General features: G+C 59.5%; 23 protein-coding genes. 21 read left to right on the top strand and 2 right to left on the bottom strand.

All coding sequences use genetic code 11. The features are described 5' to 3' along the window. Positions 1–114: 114 nt before the first annotated feature. Both fdxA and mutS read right to left on the bottom strand, forming a co-directional pair. Entirely contained in the window at positions 115–438 is a 324-nt protein-coding gene (fdxA, locus tag ABX75_RS05290; RefSeq protein WP_034096145.1) for a ferredoxin FdxA, read from the bottom strand. A gap of 142 nt (positions 439–580) precedes the next feature. Beyond that, positions 581–3,172, bottom strand: coding sequence for a DNA mismatch repair protein MutS (gene mutS, locus ABX75_RS05285; protein ID WP_047881571.1), 2,592 nt, complete (start codon positions 3,170–3,172; stop codon positions 581–583). Between the two features lie 220 nt (positions 3,173–3,392). Between mutS and ABX75_RS05280 the strand changes: the two genes are divergently transcribed. From ABX75_RS05280 to ABX75_RS05190, 21 genes are all read left to right on the top strand, one after another. Next, complete coding sequence (locus tag ABX75_RS05280) at positions 3,393–4,127, top strand: XRE family transcriptional regulator (RefSeq protein ID WP_082136130.1); 735 nt, start codon at positions 3,393–3,395, stop codon at positions 4,125–4,127. A gap of 597 nt (positions 4,128–4,724) precedes the next feature. Further along, a complete protein-coding gene (locus ABX75_RS05275) occupies positions 4,725–5,069 on the top strand; it encodes a phage holin family protein (protein WP_034096148.1) in 345 nt (114 codons plus the stop codon). A 21-nt stretch (positions 5,070–5,090) separates the two neighbouring features. After that, entirely contained in the window at positions 5,091–5,606 is a 516-nt protein-coding gene (locus ABX75_RS05270) for a hypothetical protein (protein ID WP_047881569.1), read from the top strand. 3 nt (positions 5,607–5,609) lie between these two features. Next, complete coding sequence (locus tag ABX75_RS05265) at positions 5,610–6,221, top strand: phage baseplate assembly protein V (protein WP_047881568.1); 612 nt, start codon at positions 5,610–5,612, stop codon at positions 6,219–6,221. Positions 6,222–6,230: 9 nt separating this feature from the next. Next, positions 6,231–6,563, top strand: coding sequence for a phage baseplate protein (locus ABX75_RS05260; RefSeq protein WP_047881567.1), 333 nt, complete (start codon positions 6,231–6,233; stop codon positions 6,561–6,563). Next, positions 6,560–7,555: a baseplate J/gp47 family protein gene (locus ABX75_RS05255; protein WP_034096152.1), complete on the top strand. Its 996-nt coding sequence runs from the start codon at positions 6,560–6,562 to the stop codon at positions 7,553–7,555. Before ABX75_RS05260 ends, ABX75_RS05255 begins: the two co-directional genes overlap by 4 nt. Beyond that, complete coding sequence (locus tag ABX75_RS05250; protein WP_047881566.1) at positions 7,552–8,190, top strand: phage tail protein I; 639 nt, start codon at positions 7,552–7,554, stop codon at positions 8,188–8,190. Before ABX75_RS05255 ends, ABX75_RS05250 begins: the two co-directional genes overlap by 4 nt. After that, positions 8,187–8,723 (top strand): tail fiber protein, encoded by a 537-nt coding sequence (locus ABX75_RS05245; RefSeq protein ID WP_047881565.1) that lies wholly within the window; start codon positions 8,187–8,189, stop codon positions 8,721–8,723. Before ABX75_RS05250 ends, ABX75_RS05245 begins: the two co-directional genes overlap by 4 nt. Positions 8,724–8,808: 85 nt before the next feature. Further along, positions 8,809–9,561 carry a hypothetical protein gene (locus ABX75_RS28275; RefSeq protein ID WP_082136129.1) on the top strand — a complete coding sequence of 251 codons (753 nt, stop codon included), beginning with the start codon at positions 8,809–8,811 and terminating at the stop codon, positions 9,559–9,561. 11 nt (positions 9,562–9,572) lie between these two features. Continuing rightward, complete coding sequence (locus ABX75_RS05240) at positions 9,573–9,809, top strand: tail fiber assembly protein (RefSeq protein ID WP_047881564.1); 237 nt, start codon at positions 9,573–9,575, stop codon at positions 9,807–9,809. Positions 9,810–9,894: 85 nt separating this feature from the next. Beyond that, a complete protein-coding gene (locus tag ABX75_RS29340; RefSeq protein WP_169867413.1) occupies positions 9,895–10,068 on the top strand; it encodes a hypothetical protein in 174 nt (57 codons plus the stop codon). A 2-nt stretch (positions 10,069–10,070) separates the two neighbouring features. Next, positions 10,071–11,237, top strand: coding sequence for a tail protein (locus tag ABX75_RS05235; protein WP_034096156.1), 1,167 nt, complete (start codon positions 10,071–10,073; stop codon positions 11,235–11,237). Then, positions 11,237–11,743: a phage major tail tube protein gene (locus ABX75_RS05230; protein WP_034096157.1), complete on the top strand. Its 507-nt coding sequence runs from the start codon at positions 11,237–11,239 to the stop codon at positions 11,741–11,743. Before ABX75_RS05235 ends, ABX75_RS05230 begins: the two co-directional genes overlap by 1 nt. A gap of 50 nt (positions 11,744–11,793) precedes the next feature. Then, positions 11,794–12,366, top strand: coding sequence for a phage tail assembly protein (locus ABX75_RS05225; RefSeq protein ID WP_034096158.1), 573 nt, complete (start codon positions 11,794–11,796; stop codon positions 12,364–12,366). Next, entirely contained in the window at positions 12,363–12,488 is a 126-nt protein-coding gene (locus ABX75_RS29615; protein ID WP_010212704.1) for a hypothetical protein, read from the top strand. Before ABX75_RS05225 ends, ABX75_RS29615 begins: the two co-directional genes overlap by 4 nt. Positions 12,489–12,494: 6 nt before the next feature. Further along, the gene (locus tag ABX75_RS05215) at positions 12,495–13,739 is read left to right on the top strand and encodes a hypothetical protein (RefSeq protein WP_034096159.1); all 1,245 of its coding nucleotides are present in this window, start codon (positions 12,495–12,497) and stop codon (positions 13,737–13,739) included. Next, on the top strand, positions 13,739–14,122 hold the full coding sequence (locus ABX75_RS05210; protein WP_034096160.1) for a phage tail protein: 384 nt from the start codon (positions 13,739–13,741) through the stop codon (positions 14,120–14,122). Before ABX75_RS05215 ends, ABX75_RS05210 begins: the two co-directional genes overlap by 1 nt. Further along, positions 14,115–14,327 (top strand): tail protein X, encoded by a 213-nt coding sequence (locus tag ABX75_RS05205; RefSeq protein WP_034096161.1) that lies wholly within the window; start codon positions 14,115–14,117, stop codon positions 14,325–14,327. The genes ABX75_RS05210 and ABX75_RS05205 overlap by 8 nt, the downstream gene beginning before the upstream one ends. 9 nt (positions 14,328–14,336) lie before the next feature. After that, the gene (locus ABX75_RS05200) at positions 14,337–15,347 is read left to right on the top strand and encodes a contractile injection system protein, VgrG/Pvc8 family (RefSeq protein WP_034096162.1); all 1,011 of its coding nucleotides are present in this window, start codon (positions 14,337–14,339) and stop codon (positions 15,345–15,347) included. Between the two features lie 22 nt (positions 15,348–15,369). Then, positions 15,370–15,927, top strand: coding sequence for a glycoside hydrolase family 19 protein (locus ABX75_RS05195; RefSeq protein ID WP_034096163.1), 558 nt, complete (start codon positions 15,370–15,372; stop codon positions 15,925–15,927). Then, positions 15,915–16,427 carry a lysis system i-spanin subunit Rz gene (locus tag ABX75_RS05190; protein WP_034112077.1) on the top strand — a complete coding sequence of 171 codons (513 nt, stop codon included), beginning with the start codon at positions 15,915–15,917 and terminating at the stop codon, positions 16,425–16,427. The genes ABX75_RS05195 and ABX75_RS05190 overlap by 13 nt, the downstream gene beginning before the upstream one ends. Positions 16,428–16,439 lie beyond the last annotated feature (12 nt).

Raw genomic sequence — 16,439 nt, 5'->3', positions numbered from 1 at the left:
AGGAAGAAATGTGGGCGGGTCATACCGCCCCTTTTTTCGCCTGTAGAAAAGTAAAAGCAGGTCCAGGAAATGCAAAAAGGCCCGCAAGGGGCCTTTTGAGGAACGGTGAGGCTATCAGCGTTCGAGGTCGGCGATTTTGCCGGTCTTGCCATCCCACTCTTCGGCGTCAGGCAGAGCGTCTTTCTTCTCGGTGATGTTGGGCCAGATATCGGCCAACTCAGCATTCAACGCGATGAAGTTTTCCATGCCGGCAGGCACCTCATCTTCAGAAAAAATCGCTTGGGCCGGGCATTCTGGTTCACACAGGGCGCAATCAATGCACTCGTCCGGGTGGATGACCAGGAAGTTCGGGCCTTCGTAAAAGCAGTCCACCGGACAGACTTCTACGCAGTCGGTGTACTTGCACTTGATGCAGTTGTCGGTGACGACGAAGGTCATTTCTAATTTTCTCCTCAGGCGGCGGCAGCGAAACCCTTAATGGCAGGGCTCGCGAGGTTCGGGAGCGATAGTCTGCAGGCCAGGCTAAAAGCCAGCAGCATCCCAAACCGCGCGAGAGTCTACCAGTTTGCAGGCCTGTGCGTTATATCCGAGTCTTCAGTGCATATAACATTTCGAGTGCTTTACGCGGCGTCAGATCGTCCAGCTCCAGCTTGGCCAGTTCATCCAGCACGGGGTGGGGCAGGCTGGCGAAGAGATCGCTCTGATGTGGCGCGGCACTTTGTCGCTGAGTCTTGGCGGGACTGGCAACCGCAGTTTCGTGGGGTAACGCAGTGGTTTCCAGGCGACTGAGGTGTTCGCGGGCGCGGCTGATCACGTCGTTCGGCACACCGGCCAGTTGCGCAACAGCCAGGCCGTAGCTTTGACTGGCCGGCCCCGGCAATACATGGTGCAGAAACACGATACGCTCGTTGTGCTCGGTCGCGTTCAAGTGCACGTTGGCCACCAGCGGCTCGCTTTCCGGCAGTACGGTCAGCTCGAAATAGTGGGTGGCGAACAGCGTGTAGGCGCGTAAATGTGCCAAGCGCTCGGCGGCGGCCCAAGCCAGGGACAGCCCGTCGAAGGTGCTGGTGCCGCGACCCACTTCGTCCATCAGCACCAGGCTGCGTTCGGTAGCGTTATGCAGGATATTGGCGGTCTCGCTCATTTCCACCATAAAGGTCGAACGCCCACCGGCCAGGTCGTCGCTGGAGCCGATCCGGGTGAAAATCCGGTCTACCAGGGACAGCTCGCAACTGGCCGCCGGCACAAAACTGCCGATATGCGCCAACAACACGATCAACGCGGTCTGGCGCATGTAGGTGGATTTACCGCCCATATTCGGGCCGGTGATCACCAGCATGCGGGTATCGTCATCCAGCGACAGATCGTTGGCGACGAACGGCGTGGTCAGCACCTGCTCCACCACCGGGTGACGCCCCTGCACGATGCGCATGCATGGCTCGCTGACGAACCGCGGACAGTTGAGGTCGAGGTTGAGGGCGCGTTCGGCCAGGTTGCTCAACACGTCCAGTTCCGACAACGCTGCAGCCGTGTCTTGCAGCGGCGCCAGTTGGCCGATCAAGTCTTCGAGCAGCGCCTCATACAGCATCTTTTCCCGCGCCAAGGCTCGGCTTTTGGCTGACAGTGCCTTGTCTTCGAACTCCTTAAGCTCCGGGGTGATAAAGCGTTCGGCACCTTTAAGCGTCTGGCGGCGCTGATAGTCGATCGGTGCCTGCTCGGCCTGTTTGCTGGGCAGCTCGATAAAGTAGCCATGCACGCGGTTGTAGCCGACCTTCAGATTGGCCAGGCCAGTGCGGGCTTTTTCGCGGGCTTCCAGGTCGATAAGGAATTGCCCGGCGTTTTCGCTCAGGGCTTGCAACTCATCCAGTTCGCTGTCGTAACCGGTCTTCAGTACGCCACCGTCACGGATGATGGCCGGCGGGTTATCGATGATGGCTTTTTCCAGCAGCGCCGCCAGTTCCGGGTAGGTGCTGGTGGTCACGGCCAGTTGTTGCAGGTGCGGCGCGTCCAGTTCCGTCATGGCTGCTTGCAATTGCGGCAGGGCGCCGAGCGCATCGCGCAGGCGCGCCAGGTCGCGCGGGCGCGCATTTCGCAGGCCGATCCGCGCCAGAATGCGCTCGATATCGCCGATTTCCTTGAGCTGCGGCTGCAGCTTTTCAAAGCGGTAACCATCCAGCAGGCAGGTGATGGAGGATTGGCGCGCTTGTAGCACCTTCAGATCCCGCAGCGGACGGTTCAGCCAACGGGTCAGCAGGCGGCTGCCCATGGCGGTCTGGCAACGGTCGACCACCGATTGCAAAGTATTGTCGCGCCCGCCGGCCAGGTTGGTGTCCAGCTCCAGGTTGCGACGGCTGGCGCCATCGAGCACCACGGTATCGTCCAAGCGTTCGTGGCGCAGGCTGCGCAAGTGCGGCAGGGCGGTGCGCTGGGTTTCCTTGGCATAGCTGAGCAGGCAACCGGCGGCGCCGATGGCCAGGGTCAGGGTTTCGCAACCGAAGCCTTTAAGGTCTTGCACGGAGAATTGCTGGCACAGGCTCTTGAGCGCCGAGTCACGCTCGAAATCCCACGGCGCGCGACGTTTGGTCCCACGCCGTTTTTCCGCCGGCAAATCCTTGGGCCAATCGTCCGGGATCAGCAACTCCACGGGATTAATGCGCTCCAGCTCCGCCAGGAGGTTCTCCCAGCCCTTGATCTCCAGGACTGTGAAATTGCCGCTGGTGATATCCAGCACGGCCAGGCCGAACAAGCGCTCATCCCCCAGCACCGCCGCGATCAAGTTATCGCGACGCTCATCCAGCAGCGCTTCATCACTCACCGTACCCGGCGTAATGATGCGCACCACCTGACGTTCCACCGGGCCTTTGCTGGTGGCCGGATCGCCGATCTGCTCGCAGATCACCACCGACTCGCCCAGCTTTACCAGCTTGGCCAGATAGCCTTCGAGGGAGTGGTAAGGAATCCCACACATCGGAATTGACTGCCCCGCCGACTGCCCGCGCGCGGTCAGCGTGATGTCCAGCAACTTGGCAGCCTTCTTCGCGTCTTCGTAGAAGATCTCGTAGAAGTCGCCCATGCGGTAGAACATCAACTGATCAGGGTGCTGGTTTTTCAAGCGCCAGTACTGCTGCATCATCGGGGTGTGGGAGGACAGATCGGACGTGTTCTTACTCATCAGATAGTTAGCAAATTCGTTGAAAGGAGTGGGGCAAAGGTGGGGCGCTCGGCCCTGCTTATTGCAATGGCCGCAAGGTTAACATGTGAAGTCGGCGCTTCGCAGGTTGCAAACCGGTGTACAAAACGCAGAGACGCTGCCCCTGATACAGCGCGACCTGTGCATAAAATATGCAAATTAGCATTTGCCAAGCTGCAAAACACCCGGCACTATCGCCGTTATGCAAAAACGCAACGTTTCTATCGTATTAAGAGAATTGCTGGACCGCGACCGGATCTCCCCAACGGAGCTTCACCGGCGTACCGGTGTGCCTCAGTCCACGCTGTCTCGGATCCTCAGCGGCAAGATTGTCGATCCGTCTGACAAGCATATCTCCCGCATTGCCGAATACTTTGGCGTGAGCACCGACCAACTGCGCGGGCGCGTGGCCGTAGGCGCTGCGCGGGACGGCGGGCGCGACCCGATGCATTCGGAACTCAAGGACATAAGCCTGTGGGACGACGACACCCCTATCAATGACGATGAGGTGTCGATCCCCTTTCTGCGCGAGGTTGAATTGGCTGCTGGATCAGGAAGATTCGTCATCGAGGAAAGCGAGAAAGCCAGCCTGCGTTTTGGAAAGCGCAGCTTGCGACACAATGGTGTGCAATTCGACCAGGCCAAGTGTGTGACGGTGCGCGGCAACAGCATGTTGCCAGTGCTGCGCGATGGCGCAACCGTCGGGGTCAATGCGGGCAAGAGCGGCATCGGCGATATCGTCGATGGCGATCTGTATGCCATCAATCACAATGGCCAATTGCGGGTCAAACAGCTCTATCGCCTGCCATCCGGGATTCGTCTGCGCAGCTTCAATCGCGACGAGCATCCGGACGAGGACTACAGTTTCCAGGAAATCCAGGACGAGCAGATCAGTATCCTCGGCCATGTGTTCTGGTGGGGCATGTACGCGCGTTAACCCAATTCAGTAGGACAAAACCCGCCAAGCAGCGGGTTTTTTTTCGCCTGCCAAAAGCCAGTAACCCCTTGAATCACCAAGCCAAAAATGCACATGAGCATATCCTGAGTGAAAATAAATGCATTTGCGCATTGACTGTATATGCATACATGCATATTCTTCATCTCAAGCCAGCCAACAAGGCCTGGTGGAGGCGGCAAGGATGCTGCCAAGGATGACAAGGAAGGCAAGCAACATCGGCAAGGACGCCATCACAGCGATGGCAGGGATGCCAGGCAATACCGGCAAGGATGCCGACGCTCTTTAGTGACACCGCTTTACAAGAAACAGGCAGCGATGAACCGGCCTTAACGGTTCAGAGGGTTGGCAACTGACCCGGGTGTGCAGCGTAAAGCACCAGAAGCAGTTATCCGGCAGACAGGGATCGTGGTCGGAAAAACATTGAGGAAAGAACCGTACCGCGCCAGTAGCGCCGAAGGTTCGAGGACCGCATTACTGAAAAGCCCGGGCAACCGGGCTTTTTGGAATGCCTACCTATAAATGGATTTACCCGGAAAACCGGCATTCAGCCGGCATTGCTCAGCCAGGAGGCGTGACATGACAAACGAGCAGCAAGCGTTAGCGGAAATGCCTATCTGGCTGGTGATTGCACTGGCCTTGATCGGCGGGGTATCCGGCGAAATGTGGCGTGCCGACAAGGAGGGCGCCCGCGGTTGGTCGTTGATCCGGCGCCTGGCCTTGAGGTCTGGCGCGTGCATGGTGTGCGGGGTTTCGGCCCTGATGCTGTGTTACGCCGCCGGCATGTCGATCTGGACAGCCGGTGCCATCGGCTGCCTCACCGCCATGGCGGGGGCCGACGTAGCCATCGGTCTTTATGAACGCTGGGCGGCCAAGCGTATCGGGGTCAACCAGACACCGACTTCGCGGCCCGATCAGCAGTAATTGCTGCAAGGACGCGACCCTATGACACTTATCGAAAAACCTTCCCAACTGCCCATCGCGATCGCAGAAACGCTCAAGCTGGCGTTCCCGCACCTGCGGGTGGGCAATCACCAGGATTTCAACGGCGCCACGGATGCCAGCGGCATTTTGATCGGCGTGGAGCGTAACGGCCCCGGAATACGCGCCCTGGACGGGCGTAAGGCGCATGCCTTGTCGGTGTCTCTCAAAGTCACGGTTGCCAGCGGTGCGGCGCCCTTTGACGCCTGCGACTTGGCCAGCCAACTGATGGATCTGGCCCTAGACAACCGCTGGGGGCTGCCGGCCGAACAATGCGACCTGCCCATGGCCATTGTGGCAGCACCCTCCGTTCTGGGCTCCAGCGAAACGGACTACGACACTTGGACGGTGTCCTTCAGTCAAACGCTCTATCTGGGGCCGCCGCTGCTCGAAGATCCTACGGGTAAACCGATGTTTGCCTGCACCTGGGAAGTCTCGAATATCGACGATCCTGATCAATATCGAGCTCTGCAGGAGTAGACCATGTTCGACGCGTTACTACGCATGCATCTGGGGCCGATCATCGAGCGCCTGGCGCAAATGGAGGCCCAGCTCGAAGACCTGTACCGCCGTTCCGACAGTTTTTGTCGGATTGGCGTATGTGAGGACGTCGATGCCGCCAGCCACACATGCAAGGTTCGGCATGGCGATTTGCTCACCCCGGCCATTCATTTTTTCAACCCCAGCGCCGGTGCGCAGACGGAAACCCGCATCCCATCTGTGGGCGAGCAATGCCTGCTGCTCAACTATGCAGGTGGAGAAGGGGGGACGCAGTCCGTGGCCTTGTTCGGCCTCAATAGTAGTCAGTTTCCGCCTGTCTCCCGTGTGGCGACGTTGACGCGTCGCCTTTATCAGGACGGCACGCAAAGCGATTACGACGATGCCACTCACCTGTTCAATTGGCGCAACGGACCCACCACCGTCACGGGCTCACGGGAGCAGGTCGTCGCACAGGTCGGCGCCGCCAGCCTGGTACTGACGGCCGACAGCATCGCCCTGCAATTGGGGGCTACCGGCCTGCGGCTGGATGCCGGCGGGGTGCATTTAAGTGGCCCGGTGGTGGATCACCAGGGCCGTGTGATCAGCAGCGCATAAGGATTTGCCATGCTCGGAATCGATAGAAACACCGGGGCAGCCGTGGATGACTGGCTGCAGTTCGTACAGCGCGCCACCCGAGCGCTGACCACTCCCATAGGCACTCGCCAGAAGCGCCCGCTGTACGGTTCGATGATCCCGCAGCTGCTTGGTCAGAACCTGGGCGACGACCTGCTGATCCTCGCCCAGAGCCATGCCGCGCACGCGTTCTACAACACCCAGAATGGCATCGCGGATTTTCAACCCGAGGTCATCGTCGCCACGCGGCAAGGCGCTGGTTTGTTGCTGCGTTTTGCCGGCACCTGGAAAAACCGTCAACAAACCTTCGAGGTCGTGACATGAGCATGTTGATCCCCGGCCAGAACCAACTGGCGGAGCCGGCGCTTATTGCCGTGGAGGCGTTCGAGCCATTGTTGGCGGAATTCAAGGCGTTCGTCATCGATTACGTGGCCACCCGTGCGCCGCAAAGCGCGCCCAAACTCAAGGCCAGTCTGGACAATGAAAGCGAATTATTGACCCTGGCCCTGGAAGCGTTTTGCGTACGCCTGCAAACCCATGAACGCAAGTACAACGCCCGTATCAAGCAGATGCTGGCGTGGTGGGCAACCGGCAGCAACTTGGATGCACGCCTTGCCGACATGGGGCTGGAACGCCAAGTCCTCGACCCTGGCGACCCGGCCGCATTCCCGCCGATACCACCCATTCTGGAAAGCGACGACGATGCCCGTCTGCGCTACTACCTGGCACCCCATGCACCGGCGGCAGGCTCGCGGATGCAGTATCGACGCGAGGTCTTCACCCTGGGTGAACGGCCGTCGGTCAAGGTGCAGAGCGCCACTCCCGGCGTGGTTACGGTCAGCTACACCTTCGACCCGGACGGCTACGCGGCCCAAGTCAAGGATGGCAATGCGCGGCGCACCGCTCCAGGCGAAGTCATGGTCACGGTACTGTCCAGGGAGGGCGACGGCAGCGCATCCTCCGAATTGCTTGACGGCGTGCGACGACATTTCGCACGGCCGGATGTAAGGCCGGAAACCGATCTGGTCAGCGTGCAGAGTGCGCAGATCCTGCCGTACAAAATCCGCGTCGTGGCCAAGATCAACGCCGGGCCGGATTCCGGGTTGACCCAAGTGGCGGCTCAACGCCTGCTGCAAACCTACGCCGACTCCTGCCATCGCCTCGAAGGACGCGTCGACCCCAGTTGGATCGACTACGCCATTCACAGTGCGGGCGCGGCGCAGTTGCAGATTCTCGAACCTCTGGAACCGATCATCACCACAGCCTTCCAGGCCCCTTATTGCACCGGTGTCGAGGTGGAGGTGCGCACGCTATGAGTGAAAGCAAAGCGAGCCTGTTGCCGGCCAATAGCTCAGCACTGGAGAAAGCCCTGGACCTGGGCTTCGGCACCCTGCTGGACCGCGTCGTACCGCCGTTTCCCGCGCTGATGAACCCGCTGCAAACCCCCGTCGAATTTCTGCCGTACCTGGCCGCCGACCGGGGTGTCAGCGAATGGAATACCCAAGCCAGCGAAACGGAAAAACGCCTGACCGTGGGGCTTTCCTGGCAGATCCAGCGTCAGGCGGGCACGCCCAAGGCGTTGAACCATGCGGTGGAGTCTTTGGGTTTTACGCCCAATATCAGCGCCTGGTATCAGCAGCGGCCGCTCGGCGTGCCGTACACCTTTGACGTGCAGGCAATTGTGGGGCGCAGTTGGTCCAGCGGTGACCACAACCGGCTGATTCGGCGTATCAACGCGGCCCAGAGCGAGCGTGATCAGGCCACCATCACCATTGTCCACGAGACCTTGGGCGGCCTTTCGATCAGCAGCGCGCTCGACCCGCCGTTGAGTGACAGTGAGTTTTCCCTGCGGGGCGCTCTACCCGAAACAGTGCTGGGCGCCCGGCTTACCCAAACCGGCGCAGTCCTGCACTACACCATTAACGACTACGACCTCAGGGCGCAGCCATGACAGATGACATTACGCGCCTGGTGCGCTTCACCGCCAAGGGATTGGATGAAGTGCTGCAGGCAAAGAACCAGGGTTTGAAAGGTGAAATCACCCACATTGGCGCCGGCACCGGCCGCTACAACCCGGACGGCAGCGAAGTGGCCTTGCGCGACGAACGCCAACGGGTCGCCATCGTGGATTACGAAGACCTGGGCAATCACCAACTCAGGATGGCCGCGCTGTTTGACGGCGACGGGGAATATGAAATTGGCGAGTTTGGCTTTTATCTCGCCAGTGGGACGCTGTTGGCGGTGTATTCCGTCGCAGGCAAGTTGCTGACGTATAAAGCGGCGGCGGCTCGAGTGCTGCAGAAGTTTACGCTGGATGTTTCGCCGTTACCGGGGGATAGCGTGGTGATTGTGGTGGGCGCTGAAAGTCTCAACATTCTTCTCTCAGAAGAGTTGGCTTCACTTTCCGCAGCCTGCATTGACAATATGACGCGTGGTTTGAATGTCGTATTCCGCGTTATGGCGCTCGAGGCTAAAACGACTTAGCATCGATGTCGGCTTGGGATATTAAGAGGCGTCTAATGCGTTGATGTGAAGTATCTAGGGAAGGAAAAAATATGGAGTTCCAAATATGAGTACTGAACAGCAGCTAGTCGCAGTTGTAAGTGCGGCAAATAGATTGACAAATACAGTTGAGAATAAATTGGGTGAAATTGATAAGGCCCTTGCCGATGCTAGAGAAAAATACGAATCTCAGATTTCGGGCTTGACACGCAAAATTCCACGATTGGCAGTTACTAGAAACTTCCATATGGCACCTGATACCACGGGCGCCCTAATAGATGGGTGGTATGTTCATTCGCAAGTAACAGCGACAAAAACTCGGACAATTACTCAGTTATCTCAGTCGGCTGGACGCTCACAAGCTGACGTGGATTTCATGCGTCAGGTTCAGGCGGATGTCAGCGAGCAGTTCCCAGGCTTCGATATTTGGGCCGCTGAATATTGGCGAAATCCGATTAATGTCTGGCAGATGAAATGGTCGGAGGGAAGTGTCAGTCCTTGGTTGGCGTTTCCTTGCTCCATCGATACTGGGAGACTAAGCGGAGCAACGCCCGTTTCTCTCAATACACACATGACTGCCGCTGCTTTTGTGCGAGTCGTAGAGGGAGCTGTTGACGGGACTTGGACTACCGGAAACGAGAAAGGTAAGTGGCGCTGGTGTTCTTTAGGGATGGATCCCGCGGGCTTCTTTTCCCACTACATGCATGTTCATCCGATGCGGATCTCCAATTCAGGGTTGATCGAAGTTATGCTTGCTGGTGCCTGCACAGGTGTCGTTAATCACCCAGTTGACTGGGGAACAATGTTGGCTTTGGGATAAGGGGATCATTGATGAAACCAAAATTCTCGTTGGCGGAAATTCACCCACTAATTAAGTGGACCATAATCCGTAAGGCTCGGGATGCCGATTTGGCGGCCAGCGACTATGCCGCGATGCCTGATTATCCCATTGCAGATCAAGACCGCCCCGTCTTCTTGGCTTATCGCCAAGGGCTTCGCGATATCCCGGACCAAGGCAGCGACCCGGACGCGGTCGAGTGGCCATCTAAACCGTCCTTTCTCAAATAACCTCACCGCGAAAGCGGTTTTTTTTCGCCTCCCCAAAGCCCCTCCTCAAGGGGCTTTGGCGTTCTCAACCCGGAGAAACCCACCTATGCCTACCCGCCAAACCTACACCGTCCTCATCCCATTCCCTACCGGAGGCGGCCATTGGTCCACCGTTGGCCAGGAACTGGAACTGCTGGACATCGAAGCATCCGCCCTGCGCACCGCTGGCCGTCTGGAACTGACCAGCGTCCTTAACTCCACCCCCAAGAAGGCTGAATAACCATGGCTGAGGTTCTGAACTTCGAGCACAACGGTATTACCGTCAATGCCACCGAATCCCCCGAGGCCATGGGTGGCCTGGGTGATAACGTCATCGGTCTGGTCGGCACCGCGCCGAACGCCCATGCGTCGATTCCAAAAAATGCGCCGTTTCGCATCAATAGCTTCAGCACCCAGGCGCTGCTGGACACCACCGGTGCCGAGTCGGGCACGTTGTTCCACGCCGTCTACCAGATTCTCAAAGTGGTGAAGGTGCCGGTCTATGTGGTGATCGTCGAAGAGGGCGCCACTGCGGCCGATACGCTCAACAATGTGATCGGCGGTAACGACCCGGTCACCGGCCGCAAACTGGGCCTGGCCGCACTCGCCAGCGTGCCTGAAGACCTGACCATCATCGGCGCCCCCGGCTTCACTGGCACCAAGGCCGTGGCCGGCGAGTTTGCCTCGTTCGGCAAGCGCATCAAGGCGCGTGTCGTGCTCGACGGCAAAGATGCCAGCGTCGCCGACCAAGTGGCCTATAGCGGCGAACTGGGCGGCGCCGACCTGGGTTTCGACCGCTGCCTGCTGGTGCACAACATGCCGTCGGTGTACTCCAAGGCGGCGAAGAAAAACGTGTTTCTGTCGCCGTCGTCTCTGGCGATCGCCGCGCTGGCCAAGGTCAAGCAGTGGGAGAGCCCGGGTAATCAGGTGACATTCGCCGAGGACGTTTCCCGCGTGGTCGAGTACAACATCCTCGACACCTCCACCGAAGGCGACCTGCTCAACCGTTATGGCGTGAGCTACTACGCGCGCACCATCCTCGGCGGCTTTTCGTTGCTGGGTAACCGTTCCATCACCGGCAAATTCATCAGCTATGTCGGCCTGGAAGATGCCATCAGCCGCAAACTGGTCAAGGCCGGCCAGAAAGCCATGGCCAAGAACCTCACCAAGTCCTTCATGGATCAGGAGGTCAAGCGCATCAACGACTGGCTGCAAACCCTGGTCGCCGACGAAACCATTCCCGGCGCCAGCGTGTACCTGCACCCGGAGTTGAACAGTGTCGAGAAGTACAAAAACGGCACCTGGTTCATCGTCATCGACTATGGCCGCTACGCGCCCAACGAACACATGATTTATCAACTCAACGCCCGCGATGAAATCATCGAGCAGTTCCTGGAGGACGTTCTCTAATGTTTACCAACCGAGTCAGACAGGCCATTGCGGCCACCCTCCAAGGCCTGCCGTTGTCCGCGACCGTGGAAGAGTTCACCCCGCCGAAGATCGAGTTCGACATGGAACCCATGTCCGGTGGGCGCTTTATCGCCGAGGAAATGGCCAAGAGCGGCAAGGTGCTCAATGCCACGCTGGTCCTCCAGGGTGCCGGTCCTGAAATCATGCTGGCGCTGGGCGTGCGCATGGGTGACGACATCCTGCTCAACGTACGTGAAGCCGGTCAGGACCAGGACGGCAAGACGTATTTCACCTACCACACCGTCGGCGGCAAGCTCAAATCCCTGGATGAAGCGAAGCTGAAGATGGGCGACAAGGCGCTCACCACGCTGGAGTTGTCCTGCCGCACCTACAACCGACTGGAAAACGGCATCCCGGTGATCGACATCGATGTGCGCACCCAAAAATTCGTGCTCAACGGCGTCGACATCCTGGGCGATGCGCGCCGCGCTGTGCTGATGCCTTAAACCCCTGGGGGCGGGTGCGCTCGCCCCTTGCTTGAACAAGGAATTGCCCCATGGCCTGGATGCCACCGCTGCATAGGTTGCTGTCTGCAATCACCGCCGACACCGGCGCGACGATCGAGCAGGTGCAACTCAAACCGCTGTACTACGCCGCGCAAAAAGACGCGCTGGCCCGGGCCGGTGACGACGAGGACGATCAGTTCTTTGAACTGGCGAAACTCGCCACCGGCCTGTCGGAAAAAGAACTCGACCAGCTCAAGCGCCCGGACTACGTGTCTATCGCTCAGTACGTACACGAGATGTCGACGCGACCTGCTTCATTCTTTCTCAACGAACCTCAGCAGTCGTCCCACGACCTGCCCATCCAACTGCTATTGCCCCTGGACGCAGCCGGCCGAACCCTGAATGAACTGCCCCTGGAAATGCCCGCCCTGCGCGCCACCAAAGTGATGAAAAAACTCGCCACCAACAAAGAACGCGCCGAGTTCATCACTGCCCATTGCACCGGCTTGATGATCCCGGATCTCGCGGGGTTGACCGTGCCGGACTGGACAGAATTGCAGGAGCGCATCGACGATTTTTTAAATCAACCGGCGGACTTCTTTCGGAACGCGACATCGACGTGATCCTCGATGTGGTGCCGCTGGTTTACTCGGTAAACGAAGCGGAAATTCTCGACTGGGACGCCGCAAAAGCACTGCGCCGCTACGACATTGCGATCACTCGCCTTGGGGTTAAACAGGAGTAAAGCGAGATGCAAGAGACTCAATATGCGACCCGGCTCGCGGTGCAAGACAACCGCTGGATGCTCGGTGACGCGGATCTGGGCAGTGTGCTCGCACCGTTCTCTGCAAGCTTGGCCGCGCCTGAACGCGAGGCTCCATCACCGCAATCGACGCTCAGCTCGGCGCTGGTTACCGTCAGCGTGGACCTGAATGCGTTGACCCTGGAGCAGGTACGGTTGCGCGAGACGCTGGAGACGCTCAACACGACGTTGTTCATCACCGGCGCTGCCCTGACCGCCCCGGCCCTGAGCCCCGCGACCAGTGAGACGAAGAAAACGCCGGAAGAAACAAAGCCTGCCGAATCCTCCGCCACTCAATTGCTCAAGTGGGCCGTTGAAGGCTTGGCGGATTCGTTCAGAACCAAGGTTTCAGACAAGGTGCTTGAAGCGACCTTGGGCAAGATCCCCCGCATCGGCGCGGTGTTTAAGGGGGCCGGCAAGGGCGGTGACGCTTGCTGCGCGGGTGTCAGCGAGGCGCTGCGGGGGCGTAAGCGTTATGGGCCCAACAAGTCATCTGGGAAGAGAGGGCCAGGCAAGCCTACGTTCATGAAGTCAAGGCGCAGTCCCCCCCGAACCTCTTTGAGTTTGTTCGCCACGGTGCGCAGCCTCTTCGAGAAGGTAAGCAAGGTCTTCGAAGGTCCGCGCCTGGGGTTCAATGCCTCGACGATTGCTCCACGCACAGCGGCCCCTTCGAGCCTGGCTGGCGCCGCGACCCGACTGGAATCATCCGTCGTGCGCAGGCTGGGCCCGCTGAAGTACGTCGACACCGCGATGGCCGTCGTGCAAGGCGTGCGCCAGGGCGATGCAAAAGCCGTTGGCAGTGGCCTGAGCACCGCCGGTGGCGCCTGGGCTGGCGCATCGGCCGGGGCTGCACTTGGCACGCTGGTTTTTCCCGGTATCGGTACCGCCGTCGGTGGTGCAATCGGTGGCTTGCTGGGCAGCGAAGCGGGCAGTTGGCTCGGTGACAAACTGTTCAGTTCAAGTGATCGCTTGCCCGCGCCGAATGCCTTGAGCAAGGAACTCAACAGTGCTCGCACCGACAACATCCAGGTCACGATCTCGCCGAGCATCCAGATCACTGGCGTCAACCCCGCCGATGCCCAGCAAGTGGTCAACCAAGTGCTCCAGGCCCTGCAATTCCAATGCATGCCCATGGTGACCGATTCCCTCGGTATTCGACGCAACGCGGCATTGGCCGACCCCGGAGGTGATTGATGCGACAACAGATGGTATTGGGCGATTTTATCTTTGGCCTCTCGCGAGGTTTTGCCTACGCCACGCTCACCCACAGCAGTTACGGGGGCTGGAGCAACCTGGAAATCATTGCCAGCAAGCCGCAGTCCCGTCAGAGCGGTCAGGCTCTGGAGAAACTCACGTTCGGCGGCACGGCAATGTACGCCGTAGGTATGCAGCGCCTGGACGAGTTACGCGCCTTGCAGAATGCGCGGGCACCGCTGCCGCTGGTCGACGGGATCGGCCGGAACTGGGGGCTGTGGCGCATCAACGCCGTGGTGGAAAACCAAAGCCATGTGATCGACGACGGCACCGCCATGGTCATGTCCTGGAGCCTTGAATTGGAGGAGTTCGTCAATGCGTAGAGTGCGAAGTATTGCCGGGGATTCAGTCAACCTGCTGCTGTACCGCGAGTTGGGGCGCTGTGACGACGCTGCTGAAGAAACCCTCTGGCGCCTGAACCCCGAACTGGCCGAGCACGGGCCGGTATTGCCGGCGGGCGTGTGGGTGGTGGTGCCGGAGTTGCACGCCCGGCCAGCGGCTTTGCGGCCGATTTCGGCCTGGGATTGAGGAGGCCATATGACACAGGGATTCACCCCGGTCGTTGAGTTCTACGGTGCCAATGCGGCATTGCTTAACCAACGGTTGATGCACTGGAGCCATACCGATGCCGCCGGTATCCAGACCGACCGACTGGAACTCACGCTCAATACCGAGGGCCTGGAAGGGTTGCCGAGCTTGAGCGGCAAGATCGGCATGCGGGTCGGCTATCAGGAGTCGGGCCTGGTGGAGAAGGGCGAATTCGTCATCACGCAGCGAACCCCGGTGCTGTTTCCGATGCGCTTGATGATCGTCGCCACAGCCGCACCTTTCAGTGCCGCGGACCCCAGCCATTACCGGCAGCGTCGCTCCGCCAGTTACGGGCCTACCACCCTGGGCGCGCTGTTTCGTCAGTTAGTCAGCCGGCATGGCTATTCACCCCGGGTGGCACCGGCGCTGGAAGGCATTCCGATTCCCCATATCGATCAATCCAACGAAAGCGACATGGCGTTTATCACGCGCCTGGCCAATCGCTATAGCGCCATCACAAAACCGATCAACGAACTGTATGTATTGGCGGAAGCCGGCAAGGTTCACTCCCTTTCCGGCCAGCCTCTGCCGGATGTGACGTTATCCGTGACCCAGGACAACCGGCCCGGTGACCAAGCGTTCATCACAGCCAAGCTCGACGAACAATCGCGCTCTAAGTACATGGGGTGCCGTGTGACCTGGTGGGATGCCGCCGGGGGCAAACAGCACGTCGTGCAAGTCGGCATTGCGCCGTTCAAAACCTTGCGCCAACGCTGCCAGAACGAAGCCGAAGCCCGCGCTGTGGCCGAAGGCGAACTGCGGCGCGTGGGCCGTGAAGGTTTGAAATTACAGATCGATTGTCCAGGCAATCCGCTGCTCGCCGCTGAAGGGTTGCTGCTGCTGGATGAGAGCTGGCCGTCCTATATGCAAGGGCGCTGGTCGATCACCCAAGTGACCCATGTGGGTGACCCGACGACGGGGTATCGCAGTTCGATTGTGGCGGGCGGGTTGTCGATCTAGACCTTCTTACAGAGTAGAAATCATGCTGATTACGCTTGCCCAACTTGTTCACGTCATGCCAGCAGCCCGCCTCGTAGCGGGTGTTTTTTTGCCCGCCATAAATGCTGCGATGGAACGGTACGCTATCGACACCCCCCAACGCATCGCTGCCTTTCTCGCTCAGATCGCTCACGAATCCGGCGAGCTGCAATACCTGCGCGAATTGGGCAGCCACCAATACCTGAGCAAATACGACACCGGCAGCTTGGCTGCGCGCCTGGGTAATACGCCCGAAGCGGACGGTGACGGTCAGAAGTATCGGGGCAGGGGGCTCATCCAGCTTACCGGCCGTCGAAACTATATGACGTGCAGTCGGGCGCTATTCGGCGACGATCGCCTGTTGGCACAGCCTGAACTGCTTGAGCAGCCCCGGTGGGCGTGTGAGTCGGCGGCTTGGTATTGGGCAAGCAATGGTCTGAACGCGTTGGCCGACAAGGATCAATTCACCACGATTACGCGCCGCATCAATGGTGGGCTCAATGGTCTGGAGCAGCGCATGCAGCTGTGGGCGCGGGCGAAGGCAGTGTTATGCGGTTCTTAACGTCCTACCGTTTGCTCGGCTATTTCCTGCTGGTGGCGATGGCGGCGGGGCTGGCCTGGCAGGTGCAGGTCTGGCGGTATGAGGCGCAGATCCAACGGTTGGCGACGATACATGCCCGGGAGCTCGATCAACAACACCAGTTGGCCGTGCGTCAACAACAGGCCGAACACGACAAGCGACTGGCCCTGGAGCAGAAGCTCAGCGCCAACGATCAACAACACGCGCAGGAGTTAAGCGATGCACAACGTCATCAGGCTGCTTTGCGTGATCGCCTGGCCACTGCTGATGTGCGGTTGTCAGTCCTTCTCGACACCCGCGACCCCGCCAACGGTAGTGCAGTGCCAGCCCCCACCACCGCCAGCGGCCTGGTTCATGCAGCCCCGCGAGCCCGACTTGACCCGGCGCATGCTCAGCGAATTATCGCCATCACCGACGACGGCGATAACGCCCTGATTGCCTTACGAGCGTGCCAGGCCTACGTGCAAACCATCGCCCGTTAGCATCTTGATGCA

This window comes from Pseudomonas sp. ARP3, assembly GCF_001029595.1.
GTDB lineage: Bacteria > Pseudomonadota > Gammaproteobacteria > Pseudomonadales > Pseudomonadaceae > Aquipseudomonas > Aquipseudomonas rhodesiae.
The sequence above is the reverse complement of the archived record's forward strand: the minus strand, read 5'-3'. Positions and strand labels throughout refer to the sequence as shown.